General features: G+C 32.0%; 14 protein-coding genes. 9 read left to right on the top strand and 5 right to left on the bottom strand.

What is annotated here, in order from left to right; translation table 11 throughout:
• Positions 1 to 101: 101 nt before the first annotated feature.
• Together HX088_RS12765 and HX088_RS12760 are read right to left on the bottom strand one after the other, a co-directional pair.
• Positions 102 to 1,073: an N-acetylornithine carbamoyltransferase gene (locus HX088_RS12765; protein WP_188319928.1), complete on the bottom strand. Its 972-nt coding sequence runs from the start codon at positions 1,071 to 1,073 to the stop codon at positions 102 to 104.
• A gap of 88 nt (positions 1,074 to 1,161) precedes the next feature.
• On the bottom strand, positions 1,162 to 2,043 hold the full coding sequence (locus tag HX088_RS12760) for a DUF72 domain-containing protein (RefSeq protein WP_225539518.1): 882 nt from the start codon (positions 2,041 to 2,043) through the stop codon (positions 1,162 to 1,164).
• Between the two features lie 182 nt (positions 2,044 to 2,225).
• Here HX088_RS12760 and htpG point away from each other — a divergent pair, with 182 nt between their 5' ends.
• The gene (gene htpG / locus HX088_RS12755) at positions 2,226 to 4,103 is read left to right on the top strand and encodes a molecular chaperone HtpG (protein ID WP_171622201.1); all 1,878 of its coding nucleotides are present in this window, start codon (positions 2,226 to 2,228) and stop codon (positions 4,101 to 4,103) included.
• Positions 4,104 to 4,742: 639 nt separating this feature from the next.
• On the opposite strand, the gene HX088_RS12750 is transcribed toward htpG, so the two are convergent.
• The 3 genes from HX088_RS12750 to HX088_RS12740 are packed head-to-tail and all read right to left on the bottom strand — an operon-like array spanning position 4,743 to position 8,295.
• Positions 4,743 to 5,513 carry a succinate dehydrogenase/fumarate reductase iron-sulfur subunit gene (locus HX088_RS12750; protein ID WP_171622202.1) on the bottom strand — a complete coding sequence of 257 codons (771 nt, stop codon included), beginning with the start codon at positions 5,511 to 5,513 and terminating at the stop codon, positions 4,743 to 4,745.
• Positions 5,514 to 5,573: 60 nt separating this feature from the next.
• Positions 5,574 to 7,586 carry a fumarate reductase/succinate dehydrogenase flavoprotein subunit gene (locus HX088_RS12745; protein WP_225539516.1) on the bottom strand — a complete coding sequence of 671 codons (2,013 nt, stop codon included), beginning with the start codon at positions 7,584 to 7,586 and terminating at the stop codon, positions 5,574 to 5,576.
• 16 nt (positions 7,587 to 7,602) lie between these two features.
• Positions 7,603 to 8,295 (bottom strand): succinate dehydrogenase cytochrome b subunit, encoded by a 693-nt coding sequence (locus HX088_RS12740; RefSeq protein WP_225539515.1) that lies wholly within the window; start codon positions 8,293 to 8,295, stop codon positions 7,603 to 7,605.
• Positions 8,296 to 8,613: 318 nt separating this feature from the next.
• Here HX088_RS12740 and HX088_RS12735 point away from each other — a divergent pair, with 318 nt between their 5' ends.
• The 8 genes from HX088_RS12735 (at position 8,614) to HX088_RS12700 (ending at position 15,010) form a co-directional block, all read left to right on the top strand.
• Positions 8,614 to 9,114 carry an RNA polymerase sigma factor gene (locus HX088_RS12735; RefSeq protein WP_171622205.1) on the top strand — a complete coding sequence of 167 codons (501 nt, stop codon included), beginning with the start codon at positions 8,614 to 8,616 and terminating at the stop codon, positions 9,112 to 9,114.
• Entirely contained in the window at positions 9,114 to 9,755 is a 642-nt protein-coding gene (locus HX088_RS12730) for a DUF8845 family protein (protein WP_260542746.1), read from the top strand. Before HX088_RS12735 ends, HX088_RS12730 begins: the two co-directional genes overlap by 1 nt.
• A gap of 21 nt (positions 9,756 to 9,776) precedes the next feature.
• Positions 9,777 to 10,088, top strand: a complete 312-nt coding sequence (locus HX088_RS12725) for a hypothetical protein (RefSeq protein ID WP_286484344.1) — start codon at positions 9,777 to 9,779, stop codon at positions 10,086 to 10,088.
• 52 nt (positions 10,089 to 10,140) lie between these two features.
• Complete coding sequence (locus HX088_RS12720) at positions 10,141 to 12,525, top strand: TonB-dependent receptor (RefSeq protein WP_286484342.1); 2,385 nt, start codon at positions 10,141 to 10,143, stop codon at positions 12,523 to 12,525.
• Positions 12,526 to 12,532: 7 nt separating this feature from the next.
• Complete coding sequence (locus HX088_RS12715; protein WP_286484341.1) at positions 12,533 to 12,853, top strand: hypothetical protein; 321 nt, start codon at positions 12,533 to 12,535, stop codon at positions 12,851 to 12,853.
• Positions 12,854 to 12,900: 47 nt separating this feature from the next.
• Positions 12,901 to 13,353, top strand: coding sequence for a DUF4625 domain-containing protein (locus HX088_RS12710; protein ID WP_286484340.1), 453 nt, complete (start codon positions 12,901 to 12,903; stop codon positions 13,351 to 13,353).
• A gap of 97 nt (positions 13,354 to 13,450) precedes the next feature.
• Positions 13,451 to 14,305, top strand: a complete 855-nt coding sequence (locus HX088_RS12705; protein ID WP_286484339.1) for an ATPase — start codon at positions 13,451 to 13,453, stop codon at positions 14,303 to 14,305.
• Entirely contained in the window at positions 14,306 to 15,010 is a 705-nt protein-coding gene (locus HX088_RS12700; RefSeq protein WP_171622212.1) for a formyltransferase family protein, read from the top strand. It abuts the gene before it with no gap.
• The last annotated feature ends 90 nt before the right edge of the window (positions 15,011 to 15,100 follow it).

The raw sequence follows: 15,100 nt of genomic DNA, 5'->3' as shown, positions 1-15,100 counted from the left end.
TAATTAAAGTTAATGATTTTTAAAACACTACCTTAAATTTTAGGTCTTAGATGTCCACTTTTTGCTGACGATTTACAGCTTAATTTATAAAAAAAAATAATCTAATTATTTTTCAAAATCTCGTGAAATACAGTTTGAGCCGAATAAATACGGTTTGTTGCTTCATCAATCACAATAGAATGATCAGAATCTAATACTTCATCAGAAACAACAACATTACGACGAACTGGCAAACAATGCATGAACTTACCGTTGTTCGTCAAACTCATTTTGTCCATCGTAATTTCCCAATCTTTATCTCCTCCATTTGCTTGACCATAATTCTCATAAGATGACCAGTTTTTTGCATAAACAAAATCAGCATCTTTTAATGCTTCATCTTGATCATAAGCAATTGTCGCTCCTTCTGTGAATTTCGGATCTAATTCTAAACCTTTTGGTTGAACAATTGTAAAATCAACCCAATCTACTTTAGAAAACCATTGTGCAAAAGAATTTGGAACAGCTTGTGGTAAACGACGTGGATGTGGTGCCCAAGTCATCACTACTTTTACTTTTTTTGCAGATTGAGTTCCTGGTGTATAACCTGTTTTTTCTGCAATTGTAATTAAATCTGCAAAAGATTGCAATGGATGTAACGTTGCACTTTCCAAAGAAACAACTGGCACAGAAGACAATTCTTTTACTTTATTAAACATGATTTCGTTATAATCTTCGTCACGATCTACTAATTTTGGGAATGTACGAACTCCCAAAACATCACAATATGCACTCATTACCTGAATTGCTTCCTTAATATGTTCTTGTGAATCTCCGTTCATCACAGCTCCATCTGCCATTTCTAACGTCCAAGAATCTGCTCCTGCATTCAAAACCCAAGCATTTGCACCTAAATTATATGCTGCTTTAATTGAGCTTAAACGAGTTCGTAAACTTGGATTAAAAAATATTAAACCAACTGTTTTGTTTTTTCCAACTTCTTGTTGAGCAAAAGGATTTGCTTTAATTTCTAAGGCTGTTTTTAGTAATTCGTCGATGTTTGCTACATCATAAACCGAAGTGAATTGTTTCATAAATAAGAAGAATCTTTTGATTTTATTTGTCCTACAAAATTAATGGAAACAATTTATAAAATGCGCTTATTCTACAATAATTTTTCGATCAAAACAACGTCAATTCATCTTGTGGTCCACGAATATCCAAATCTAAATCATTGTTTAATTTCTTGATGAAATATTTAGCTAACATTGGAGATTCAAGTTCCAAATTTTGATGAATAAAGAAATATAATTTTTCTAATCCTTCGGCTTTCCAAAGTTTAATTGTTTCAATCCATTCATCTAAACGCTCATAATCGGACGGAATATTAGCTCCAACAAAACGCACAAAAGCTTCTGAGGAAGTCAGTCGCATATGCACCATATCTCGCCTACCCGCTGTATCAACAATAATATTCGAAATATTATGTTCTTCTAATAATGTTACTAATCGATTAAAATTTTCTTCGTTCGAAAACCACTCTTCATGACGGAGTTCAACCGCTAACGGATAACCTTTCGGAAAGTTTTCAATGAAATTTTGAAGTTTATCAAAATCTTTTGGTGCAAAGTTTTCGTGCATTTGCAAGAAAATCATGCCTAACTTTTCTTCAAACAACGCAACAGCGTCCAAATATTGATTCAATTTATCCGTCACATTTTGCAATCTTCCATAATGACTTATACTTTGCGGAATTTTCGGAAAGAATTTGAAATCATTCGGCGTTTTATTTGTCCAAGTTTCTACAACTTCTTTAGTTGGAGAACGATAATAAGTTGCGTTCAGTTCAATACTATTAAATTGCGTTGAATAATAAGTTAATTCATCTTTTGTTTTAGGCGGATAAAAATTCTTCAAATCTTGTTTATTCCATTTTGCACAGCCTACATAGACCTCAAAATCATCAGTTTTATCAATTTTATTTAATAAGTCAATTGTTTCTTTTGGTGTTTTTGGCAATGTAAAATCAACCAATTCTGGATTTTCTACTTTTCCGAATTTCATCTTTCTAAATTTTAACCGAAAATTAAGCAAATATCAGCATTTTACAAGATCTATTTTAAGACAAAATGTCATAAACCTTTCCTTTGGAATGTCTTTTGAAATTTAAAAACCAATCAACAAATCTGATGATTCAGACAATTTGCAAGAAAAACTAATTATTAAAAATAAAAAATACAATAACGATGAATAAAGGAAGTATTAATGTTTCGGTAGAGAATATTTTTCCATTAATTAAGAAGTTTTTATACAGTGATCACGAAATATTTTTGCGTGAGTTAATTTCGAATGCTTCTGATGCAACATTGAAGTTAAAACACTTAACAAGTATTGGTGATGCAAAAGTAGAATACGGAAATCCAAAAATTGAAGTAAAAATCAATAAAGAAGATAACACTTTACACATTATTGATCAAGGACTTGGAATGACAGCTGATGAAGTGGAAAAATACATCAATCAAGTGGCGTTTTCTGGTGCTGAAGAATTTATCAATCAACATAAAGATGCGGATGGAATTATTGGACATTTTGGTTTAGGTTTCTATTCTGCGTTTATGGTTGCTGATAAAGTAGAAATTATCACAAAATCGTACAAAGATGAACCCGCAGTGCATTGGACATGTGATGGATCGCCTGAATTTACATTAGAAAATTCGGATAAAACAGAGCGTGGAACAGAAATTATTTTACATATTGCTGAAGATTCGAAAGAATTTTTAGATGAATGGAAAATCCGTGAATTATTGACAAAGTACAATAAATTCATGCCAATTCCAATCAAATTTGGAACAAAAAAAGAAACACTTCCTTTACCAGAAGGTGCTGCAGAAGATGCAAAACCAGAAGAAATCGAAGTAGATGATATCATCAATAATACAAATCCAGCTTGGACTAAAACGCCATCTGAACTGTCAGACGAAGATTACCAAAATTTCTACAGAGAATTGTATCCAATGCAATTCGAAGAGCCATTGTTTCACATTCACTTAAATGTTGATTATCCGTTTAATTTAACTGGAATTTTATTCTTCCCTAAATTAGGAAACAACATTAATATCGATAAAGATCGTATTCAGTTATACCAAAATCAAGTGTTTGTAACAGATGAAGTAAAAGGAATTGTTCCTGATTTCTTGATGCTATTACGTGGTGTGATAGATTCTCCAGACATCCCGTTGAATGTTTCTCGTTCTTACTTACAAGCAGACGGTGCTGTGAAGAAAATTTCGGCACATATCACGAAAAAAGTAGCAGATAAAATGTCTTCATTAATGAATCAGAATCGTGAAGATTATGAACAAAAATGGAACGACATTAAAGTTGTGATTGAATATGGAATGATTTCGGAAGATAAATTCTTCGAAAAATCTGACAAATTTGCATTATATCCAACTGTAGATGGTAAATACTTTACATGGGAAGAATTGAATGCTTCGATAAAAGATAATCAAACCAACAAAGATGGAAAATTAGTTGTACTTTATTCTTCTGATGTTGATGGGCAAGATCAATACATTCAAATTGCAAAAGAGAAAGGTTACGAAATTATTTTATTAGACTCTCCTATTTCTTCTCATTTGATTCAGAAATTAGAATCAACAAAAGAAAATGTAACTTTTGTTCGCGTTGATGCAGATCATATCAATAATTTGATTGAAAAAGATGAAGTAAAAATTTCTAAATTATCGGATGAAGACAAAGAAAAATTGAAAACGGATATCACAGCGTCTATCAACAACAAATCATACACCATTCAATTAGAAGATTTATCTGGAACAGATGCACCATTCATCATTACACAATCAGAATTTATGCGCAGAATGAAAGATATGCAAGCTTCTGGTGGTGCAGGAATGTTTGGAATGGGTAATTTTCCAGAAATGTATAATGTTGTCGTAAATGCAAACTCAGAATTAGCAACAGAAATTTTAGCAAAAGAATCGAAGGAAGAAAAAGATGCATTGATTAATCAAGCATTAGATTTAGCAAAATTATCACAAGGATTGTTAAAAGGTAAAGAATTAACAAATTTTATCAATAGAAGTTTTAAGAACATTAAATAATCTCAGAACACTATATTTTAGTCGTCTTAAGCTTAAAATCCAGCACATAATGTGCTGGATTTTTATTTATCTTATCCATTATTGATGTGTTAAACTTTTAAAATTAATGCAAAATAATTTGCTGAACATGATTTTTGTCATTAATTTTACATCAAGGAATTAATAATTATTCGTTCAGGACTTTAGAATACTTGAGTTGTTTTAAAACAGAACATTAAAATCAATAATTGTTTTTCCCATGAAAATAACGAAATTTTTAAGCCGACAGAGAATTTCCATTTAAAGGTGGAAGTTAATTCAAATCATTATCAAAAATTTCGGGAAGGATTTCAAGCAATTGAAATCCTTTTTAAACCAGACGTTCTTTTTAATTGATTTCAGCTCATAGTTTATATAAGACTTTATTATTAGTCATATATGAGTGTATATCATTTATTATTAAAAATAGATATTTGTTCTATTTATAAAATTCTTTTTTTATAATCATTTAGAAAGGACAAGTTACAATGGACTTATTCAGAGGAAAGAATTTGACATTGGGAAGGATTTCAAGCAACTGAAATCCTTTTTTTATGCTTTTTTAAAGCACAAAAAAAGAGAGACATAAGCCTCTCTTTTATAAATATATATCCGAATGTATTATTCTTGTGATACAATTTTAGCAGATAAATACTCACGGTTCATACGTGCGATGTTATCTAAAGAAATTCCTTTAGGACATTCAACTTCACAAGCACCTGTATTTGTACAGTTACCAAAGCCTTCTAAGTCCATCTGAGCAACCATTTTCTGAGCACGACGAGCAGCTTCTACTTGTCCTTGAGGTAACAATGCGAATTGAGAAACTTTTGCTCCTACGAATAACATTGCTGATCCATTTTTACAAGTTGCAACACATGCTCCACAACCAATACATGTTGCAGCGTCAAACGCTTCATCTGCATTCATTTTGTTTACAGGAATATTGTTTGCGTCTACTGTACGTCCTGATGTGTTAATAGAAATGTAACCTCCAGCTTGTTGAATACGATCAAAAGATGTACGGTCTACAATTAAATCTTTGATTACTGGGAATGCAGCAGATCTCCATGGTTCGATGTATATCGTTTCACCATCTTTGAACTTACGCATGTGTAATTGACAAGTTGTAACACCTCTATCTGGTCCGTGTGCTTCACCGTTAATGAATAAAGAACACATACCACAAATACCTTCACGACAATCGTGGTCGAAAGCAACTGGCTCTTTTCCTTCCTCTACTAATTGCTCGTTTAATAAATCAAGCATTTCTAAGAAAGAAGAATCTGTAGAAACATCTTTTAAGGAATATGTTTCCATTTTTCCTTGAGCATTAGCGTTTTTTTGACGCCAAATTTTCAGCGTGATGCTGATTGTTTTTGATGATGCCATAATTCTATATGATATTTTGACATTTTGCTTGATCGTAAACTATCAAGCAAAATGATTTTATTATTTATAACTACGAGTTTTAAGCTCGATATATTTGTAATTCAACTCTTCTTTGTGTAAAACCTCTGCGTTAATGTCGCTTCCTTTGTATTCCCAAGCAGCAACATAAGCATAGTTTTCATCATCACGCATAGCCTCTCCTTCTTCTGTTTGATACTCTTCACGGAAGTGTCCACCACACGATTCGTTACGGTTAAGTGCGTCTATAGCCATTAACTGTCCTAATTCAAGGAAGTCAGCTACACGTCCTGCTTTTTCTAACTCAGTATTCATTTCGTTAGCCTCACCAGGCACTTTCACGTCACGGTAGAATTCTTCACGTAAAGCAGCAATTTCAGCAATCGCTTCTTTTAAACCTTCTGCATTACGTGCCATACCTACTTTGTTCCACATAATGATTCCTAAACGTTTATGGAAACTATCTACTGTCTTAGTTCCTTTATTGTTTAAGAAGTGTTGAATTTGATCTTTTACAGCTTTCTCTGCTTCATCAAATTCAGGTGTATCTGTTGGGATTTTCCCTGTACGAATATCAGCTGATAAATAATCTGCTATAGTGTAAGGTAAAACGAAATAACCATCTGCTAAACCTTGCATTAAGGCAGAAGCTCCTAAACGGTTAGCTCCGTGATCAGAGAAGTTAGCCTCTCCAACTACGAAACATCCAGGGATTGTTGATTGTAAGTTGTAATCAACCCAAACACCACCCATTGTATAGTGAATTGCAGGATAGATACGCATTGGATTCTCATATGGATTCTCATCTGTAATTTTATAATACATTTGGAATAAGTTACCATATTTCTCTTCAATCCATTTTTTACCTAATTTTTCAATTTCAGCATCTGATGGATTTTGATCACCGTTTGCAAATGCAACTTCACGACCTTTTTTCTTAATTTCATCTGTAAAATCTAAGTAAACTCCTTCTCCTGTTTCGTTTGCTTCAATACCGTAACCAGCATCACAACGCTCTTTAGCAGCACGAGACGCAACGTCACGAGGAACTAAGTTACCGAATGCAGGATAACGTCTTTCTAAATAGTAATCTCTATCTTCTTCTTTGATATCGACTGCTTTCTTCTTACCAGCACGAATCGCCTCAGCGTCTTCTTTCTTTTTAGGAACCCAGATACGACCAGAGTTACGTAAAGATTCAGACATCAACGTTAATTTTGATTGATTTGTACCGTGAATTGGAATACAAGTAGGGTGAATTTGTACATAACATGGGTTAGCAAACAAAGCACCTTTTTTATGAATTTTCCAAGCAGAAGTTACGTTAGACCCCATTGCATTAGAAGACAAGAAATATACGTTTCCATATCCACCAGTTGCAATAACTACTGCGTGTGCAGAATGTCTTTCGATTTCACCAGTAATTAAATTACGAGCAATAATACCACGAGCTTTTCCATCTACAAGTACAATGTCTAACATTTCGTGACGATTATACATTTGGATGTGCCCTAAGTGAATTTGCTGATTCATTGCTGAATAAGCACCTAATAATAATTGTTGTCCTGTTTGACCTTTCGCATAGAAAGTACGAGATACTTGTACCCCACCAAAAGAACGATTATCTAATAAACCACCGTAATCACGTGCAAAAGGTACCCCTTGCATTACACATTGGTCGATGATATTACCTGAAACCTCTGCTAAACGATAAACGTTAGACTCACGAGCACGGTAATCACCTCCTTTGATTGTATCGTAAAATAAACGGTAGATAGAGTCGTTATCTCCTTTATAGTTTTTAGCAGCATTGATCCCTCCTTGTGCAGCAATAGAGTGAGCACGACGTGGAGAATCTTGATAACAAAAGGCTTTCACTTTGTATCCTAACTCTGCTAAAGTAGCAGCAGCAGAACCTCCAGCTAAACCTGTACCAACTACAATAACATCAATTTTATCACGGTTATTTGGAGCCACTAAGTTTAAGTGAGCTTTGTGTTCGCTCCATTGTTTTGCGATATCTCCTTGTGGAGATTTAGAATCTAATATACTCATTCTTGATATTATTTAATTATTTAACAAAAAAATGGTAAACAGCGATGATAATGAAACCAGCTGGAATTAAAATAGAATACCATTTCCCGAAAGCTACAATTACAGGCGTATATTTGCTATGTTTTGCACCAATAGATTGGAATGCAGAAGCAAAACCATGTTGTAAGTGTAATGATAAAAATACAAAAGCAACAATGTAAATTACTAATCTTACAAACCCTAAAGCACCTTCTAATGAGAATACGTGACCTAAATGATCCATAAAGTAATTTCCTTGCGCAAACTCTGGATTTGGAGTAATGTAGTGATCCATGATTGTTGGAACCCAAAAATCATACAAGTGTAATAATAAGAAAACTAAGATTACAGATCCAGAAATAATCATATTTCTTGACATCCAAGTTGCATTTGCAGCACCATTATACTTTTGATAAGCAACTGGTCCACGAGCTTTTTTGTTTTGAGCCTCTAATACAAACCCCATTACAAAGTGGTAAACTACACCAATTAATAAGATAGGTTGCATTAAGTACTGAATAAAAGGGTTGTTACTCATGAAAGCCGAAACTTCATTGAACCCATTCGGATTAATTACAGATAACGCATTAATCACGAAATGCTGTAACAAGAACACGATCAAAAATAACGCTGAAAGCGCCATCGCGAACTTCCTACCAATCGACGATTTTAGTAATGATTCATTTGCCATAAAGCAATTCGTTTAATTTTTTAGATATTTCTACAAATTTAATCATCCCTCTACTCTAATCACAATGAAATATATCATTTCATTAACATAATCGTTAGTTTAGAATCATTCTTAGTTATTTAGCAAATTTTTAACAATTAAAAAAAATATTGTGTAATCAATAATTATTCTCTATACTTGCAATAGAAAAGTAGAACAACTTTTCATAGGTTTAAGTTAGTTAGGTTAATCCTCTTATAGCAATATAAGAGGATTTTTTATTTTTGGTTGTAACATTTCAATTTTTTATACTACATATAGAGTCAACAAAGCAATAGTTTGGACAATAAAGCAAAAATTTTCACTGAATTAATCGAGAAAAATCAAGGAATAATCCACAAGGTTTGTCGTATTTATACAGACGACAAAGACTCTCATGACGATTTATTTCAAGAAATTGTTTTGCAATTATGGCGTTCATACGATTCATTTAAAGGCGATTCTAAATTTAGCACATGGATGTATCGGGTTAGTTTGAATACCGCTATTACTTTAATTAGAAAGAAATCAAAATCAAACGAAACTGACCTAAACGAAACGCATTTTATTCATTTAAAGTCAGAAGAAAAAGACGAATTCTTAGAAGAACGCATCACCCTATTGTATGCTGCTATTCGTCTATTAAATGATGTAGAAAGAGCTTTAGTTCTCCTCTTTTTAGAAGATTTACCTTATAAAGATATTGCCGAAACTTTAGGAATTTCAGAAGTGAATGCGCGTGTAAAAATGAATCGTGTGAAGATTAAATTAAAAGAAATAATGTCTAAAATGGAACAATAATGGAGTTAGATGACTTAAAATCAATTTGGGGTTCCATCAAGGAAGAAGAAAAATTTGATCAAAATCAAATTTTTCAAATGTTAAAAAAGAAATCATCAACAACAATAAAATGGTTGTTTATTTTCACGTTTTGTGAATTCATCCTTTTTCTTGTTTACAATGCTTATGTCTTAATTTCGGGGAAAAATTTTTTTAATAATGATGTCAAATCATTAGTTGAAGAGAAAACGATTACCAATTATGAAATTGCATCAGTTTTTAGTATAGTCATTACATTCGGATTTTTGGTCATGGCTTATCGTTACTACAAGAAAATAAATCTAAATCAATCTGTTGTTGATTTAATGAAAAACATCATCTCTTTCCGTCGATTAGTCAATTTATTTATTCTTTTTACCGTTTTGAGTTTGATTGTTTCCTCTGCACCGTTTTATTACGAATTAGGTCAATCTATTTATTTAGCAAAACATGTAAATGACATTCAACCTCTTACAGATAACGCCTCTCTTTACGGATGGATTGCTATCATAACAGCTGTTACATTTATCGTAATTATAGGGACTATTTATTATGGAATTATTTATTTTCTATTTTTAAGAAAACTTCAACAAAACTTAAAAGAATTGAGAGAAATGAAATAAAATAGTATTTTTGCAAGAGAAATGAAAAAAATTATCCAATATACCATGCTAATGATTTCACTGTTTATGACAGTGTATCAATCTGCGCATATATTGGAACACGCTTATAATGAAGAGCACAAAGAATTAAAAGAGCAATTCTCTAACGTACACGATCACAGCTGTACAGTCTGTCATTTCAATCAGCATTTTATCGAAAATGATTCAGAAATCGAATTATTTCAATGGTCGATATCATTCATTCAAAAAGATAAAACACTTTACACAACTCGTGTAAAACAAACAGTATTACTTACTCAAAAAAGCCTTCGAGCACCACCCTATATAATTTAATTTCAGTAAAAAACCATCCTTATTTTTTTAACGTTATTAAATTATTGTATTTATGTCAATCAACATACAATGTAGTATTGTAGCTACATTTTTGTGCGGATCTGTGTTTGCGCAAAATATTTTCGAAGGTCAAATTATTGATAAAAACCAACAACCAATTCCTTTCGCAACCTTATATATTAACAACGATGAATATCATGCAAATGCTGAAGGAAAATTCAAAATAGAAAATTTAAATCAAGGGCAATACCAAGTGCAAATTGATGAACAAGGTTACGAACCTTTTTCGCAAAACATCACATTTGATAAAAATCAAAAAATTGTCTTTACCCTTACATTTCACAAAGCATACAATTTAGATGAAGTAACTGTTTTGGGACATCATCACGATTTTTCGACTGCAAATATTCAACGTGTCGATCAATCCTATATTCAAGAAAACTATGCAGGATCTTTAGCCAAATCATTAGAAAATATGGCTGGAATTAACGCTTCTGGAATTGGGTCTTCAGCGTCAAAACCAATCATACGAGGACTTGGTTTCAACCGATTAATTGTTGCTGAAAATGGAGTTAAACAAGAAGGTCAACAATGGGGAGCCGATCATGGTTTAGAGATTGATGCGCTAAATATTGAAGATATTGAAGTCATAAAAGGACCTGCTGCATTGGAGTACGGAAATGAAGCTATTGCAGGAGTTATCAAAATAAATAACAATAATTTACCCGCAAAACATTCGCTTTCTGGAGAAACAAAAGCATTGTATCAATCGATTAATGATAATATTGGAATTGGATTTAATTTAAAATCTCGTGGAAATCATTTTTTCTACAAAATAAAAGGTTCTTATTCAGATTATGCCGATTACAAAACAACAACAGATCGCATTTATTACCTCAATCGGTATTTACCAATTTACAACAAACGAGTAAAAAATACGGCTGGACAAGATTTTAATTCAGAAATACAAACTGGTTATATTGGCGAAAAATTTCGCTCGATTTTAACTGTTTCTAATGTTAACCAAAAGATTGGGTTTTTCCCTGGTTCGCACGGAATTCCATCTATTGATCGCTTAAAAGATGATGGAAATAACCGAAATATCGAATTTCCTTATCAAAAAGTAAATCATTTCAAAGTAATTTCTGAAAATGAATTCCGCTTAAACTCGAAAGATGTTCTGAAATTTCTGGGTAGCTACCAAAATAATCGTCGACAAGAAGTAAGTGCTTTTCATACACATTACGCAAATCAACCAGCTCCTTTATTAAATCCGAATTTAGAATTAGATTTTAATCTTTCTACTTACGATTCTCAATTAAAATTTGAACATAATCACAGTAAAAATTTCAAGACGATAATTGGTGCTCAAGCGCAAATTCAGGTAAATAATATTAGTGGATATAATTATTTATTGCCTAAATATGATCGAAACATTTTTAGTGGATTTCTGATTGAAGAATTCAAAAAAGGAAATACGTGGAAAGTAACTGCTGGTTTACGTTATGATTATTCTACTTTTAAATCTGAAGGCTATTTTGATGAATTTTTATACAATTATTTAATCGAAAAAGGAAACTCAACAGGCATAGCAGATTATTATGCCAATCGTAGTAAGTCCATCGATCGTAATTTTAGCAATTTGAATGGAATGATTGGTGCAACTTTTCAACCTAATCAACAATGGGATTTCAATTTAAATATTGGAACAAATTTCCGTTTACCAACAGCTATCGAATTAGGTTCTAATGGAATTCATCACGGAAGTTTTAGACACGAGCGCGGTGATGACAATTTGGATGTTGAAAAAGGAATTGCATTCGACTTTAAATCCGTTTTTCATAAAAACGATTGGGATATATCGGTAAGTCCTTATTTATATTATTTCAGTAATTACATTTTCTTGAAACCTTTGGGACAATTTTCTATACTTCCTCATGGCGGACAAATTTATCAATATACGCAAAGCAAAGCTTTATTAACTGGTTTTGAATTTGAAGTTCGTAAAAAAATCAACGAAAACTTTGATGCAAATGTTGTCTACGAATATTTGTATAACCGACAAATTACTGAGAATAACAAGTTAGGAAATTATCTTCCTTTTACGCCTGCGAATAATGTGTTTGGACAAGTTAATTATAAAGTCAATCAAAATATCGGATTTTTAGATGAGTTGAGCTTTTTTGTAAATGGAAAATATACCTTTAAGCAAGATAAAATTGCACAAAACGAAGATCTTACTCCAAGTTATTTTTTTGTTGGCATTGGAGGAAAAACGAAACTTAAATTCAATAATTTTCATGCAAATTTAAGTGTTCAAGTTTCTAATTTATTCAATAAAAATTATTACAATCACACTAGTTTTTATCGCGCTTTACAGTTACCAGAACAAGCAAGAAATATACAAATTATGGTAGAAATTCCGTTCGGAAAATAGTTTATACATGAAAAAGAGACATCCATTTTTTGGACTTTTCTTTAGTATTATTCTTTTTTCGATACCGATTTTTAATCAATTACATTTTTCTTTAATCGATCATTCGCCAGAAGTTTCGAATCAAAAGAAAGAAATTATTCATCATCAGTGTAATCATTTTATATTTTATACAATTTTTATTGATACTCATGATGATCCTAAAGTTGAAGTAAAACTTAACGAAGAATTTTACAAAAAAGAAAGTTTTGAACAAGTAGAAAAAATTGAAATTTCTACAATTGAATATCATTTTACACGAGGACCACCTCAAGATTTTGTTTATAAATAAATCAACTAAAATCTTAAAATAACTATTCAAATCAAAAAAATAAAACAATGAAAAACACAATTTTAAAATACATATTCGTTTCAATCGTCGCATTATTCGTTACGTCTTGTTCATCAGATGACTCTTCATTAGATACAACAAAACCAGAAATTAATTTGATTGCTCCAATAGATCATGATGAATTTCATTTAGGGGAAACCTTTACAATTGATGCAATTTTGAAAGATAATATAGAATTAGGAGCTGTAAAAATCGAAATTCATTCTGCGGAAGACGAACATGAACATAGAACAGCAAATGTTAATTGGACGTATGATGCGGAAGAGGCTATTCCGGCAGGAAAAACCGAGCACACATTAAGTCATCAAGTAAATATTCCTGCAGAAGGAATTACAGAAGGGCATTATCACTTAGGATTATTCTTAATTGATCGCGCCGGAAATCAAACACAATCCTTTCTCGAAATCGTTGTAGGTGAAGATCACGATCACGAACATTAAAATAATTTTAGAAACGCTCGAAATTTCGAGCGTTTTTTTATGTCTATTGTTAAAAGAATGTTACTTTAGCAATCCTCAATTATATCAAAACTAAAAAATGATTGCAATAGCGGATAGCGGTTCTACTAAAACAGATTGGGTGATTTTAGATAGTAGCCTGAATGAAGTGTTTAGAACAAATACAATCGGATTTAACCCATATTTTGTAACAGCTGAAGATATTACTGCTGAATTACAAAAAAATGAAGATTTTGCACATGTTGCAAATGAGTTTACGAAAGTCTTTTTTTACGGAGCTGGAACTTCGAGTGAAGCGATGTACGAAGTCGTAAAAAACGGATTAAATAATTTCTTCCCTAATGCAGAACTGGTTGTTGACCATGATTTATTAGCTGCTTGTTATGCTACGTACATGGGAAAACCTGCAATGGTTTGTATCTTAGGAACAGGATCTAATTCATGTTATTTTGATGGAACAACTTTACGTGAAGAAACAAAATCTTTGGCTTACATCTTAGGAGACGAAGGTTCTGGAAATGACTTAGGTAAACGAGTATTACGCGCTTTCTATACAAAAAAAATGCCACCACATTTGGCTAAAGCGTTTGATGATTATTACAAATTATCTGTAGAGGAACTAAATAAAAATGTATATCAAAACAAATTTGCAAATACCTATTTAGCTTCCTTCAATAAATTTGTGGTTGAGCATAAAAATGACCCATTTATTCAGAAAATTATTTATGATGCAATGTCTTCTTTTATTGAATATCAAATTATGCCTTATGAAGAAGCACGTCATTCCGAATTAAATTTTATTGGTTCTATCGCTCACATATACGAAGATGTTATACGTTCTGTTGCTGCTGAATTTCACTTAACTGTAGGACATATCATTAGAAAACCGATTGACAACGTTGTGGATTATCACAAAAAATATTTAATTAAATAAATGATTTCTCAACCAAAAATTGCGATAATTTCTTATAACACGCCTCATCGTAAAACGCAAGATGTTTTAACTGGCCTGAAAGCAAAAGGTTATCAAAATATAAAAGTATTTGCACTACCATTTGTACAACGCGAAAATCCCTTCAAACCCATTTACCAACATCGTCCAAGTAAGGCTATACAGGTAGATCCAATTGAATTTTGCAAAAATTTCGGATACGAATTTGATTTAACAACTGCTGATACCTTAAATCGCCAATTAAATGATTTTGAAGCTAACTTTGTCATCATAGCTGGTGCAGGTTTATTACCAGATGAATTGGTCGAAAATCATAAAATCATCAATACACATCCAGGTTTTTTACCTTTGACAAGAGGTTTAGATTCACTAAAATGGGCAATTACAAAAGGTGTAGAAATTGGTGTAACTACCCACTTTGTCGATACAGAAGCAGATGCAGGTTTTTTGATTGAACAACAGCATATTCCGGTTTATGAAAATGATACTTTTCATTCGGTTGCTTATCGTCAATATGAAATCGAAATTGAAATGTTAATAAATTCAATTGAAATAATTCCGACCCTTTCAAAATTCAAATCACTTTCTTCAAACGAGTTTGAAGCGACAAGAAGAATGCCTAAAGTAATTGAAGAAAACCTAATGCAAGCGTTTGAAGGTTACAAAGAAAAATATAAAATAGTTTAACCTATTGATTAAAATGTAACGTCCTGAAAAAATGATACAGGATTAGACCAATAAAATTTTATTTTAAACAGTACATATATTCGTATTTGT

The sequence above is a fragment of the Empedobacter sp. 225-1 genome (assembly GCF_030328185.1).
Classification (GTDB): Bacteria; Bacteroidota; Bacteroidia; order Flavobacteriales; family Weeksellaceae; genus Empedobacter; species Empedobacter stercoris.
This window is presented reverse-complemented; position numbering and strand designations above follow the sequence as displayed.

Excerpts from the sequence above, each read along its gene's own strand:
- HX088_RS12715 (WP_286484341.1), top strand. The coding sequence starts at position 12,533 with ATGAAAAAGAGACATCCATTTTTTGGACTTTTCTTTAGTATTATTCTT.
- HX088_RS12740 (WP_225539515.1), bottom strand. The coding sequence starts at position 8,295 with ATGGCAAATGAATCATTACTAAAATCGTCGATTGGTAGGAAGTTCGCG.
- HX088_RS12760 (WP_225539518.1), bottom strand. The coding sequence starts at position 2,043 with ATGAAATTCGGAAAAGTAGAAAATCCAGAATTGGTTGATTTTACATTG.
- HX088_RS12745 (WP_225539516.1), bottom strand. The coding sequence starts at position 7,586 with ATGAGTATATTAGATTCTAAATCTCCACAAGGAGATATCGCAAAACAA.
- htpG (WP_171622201.1), top strand. The coding sequence starts at position 2,226 with ATGAATAAAGGAAGTATTAATGTTTCGGTAGAGAATATTTTTCCATTA.
- HX088_RS12750 (WP_171622202.1), bottom strand. The coding sequence starts at position 5,513 with ATGGCATCATCAAAAACAATCAGCATCACGCTGAAAATTTGGCGTCAA.
- HX088_RS12730 (WP_260542746.1), top strand. The coding sequence starts at position 9,114 with ATGGAGTTAGATGACTTAAAATCAATTTGGGGTTCCATCAAGGAAGAA.
- HX088_RS12705 (WP_286484339.1), top strand. The coding sequence starts at position 13,451 with ATGATTGCAATAGCGGATAGCGGTTCTACTAAAACAGATTGGGTGATT.
- HX088_RS12700 (WP_171622212.1), top strand. The coding sequence starts at position 14,306 with ATGATTTCTCAACCAAAAATTGCGATAATTTCTTATAACACGCCTCAT.
- HX088_RS12710 (WP_286484340.1), top strand. The coding sequence starts at position 12,901 with ATGAAAAACACAATTTTAAAATACATATTCGTTTCAATCGTCGCATTA.
- HX088_RS12725 (WP_286484344.1), top strand. The coding sequence starts at position 9,777 with ATGAAAAAAATTATCCAATATACCATGCTAATGATTTCACTGTTTATG.
- HX088_RS12720 (WP_286484342.1), top strand. The coding sequence starts at position 10,141 with ATGTCAATCAACATACAATGTAGTATTGTAGCTACATTTTTGTGCGGA.
- HX088_RS12765 (WP_188319928.1), bottom strand. The coding sequence starts at position 1,073 with ATGAAACAATTCACTTCGGTTTATGATGTAGCAAACATCGACGAATTA.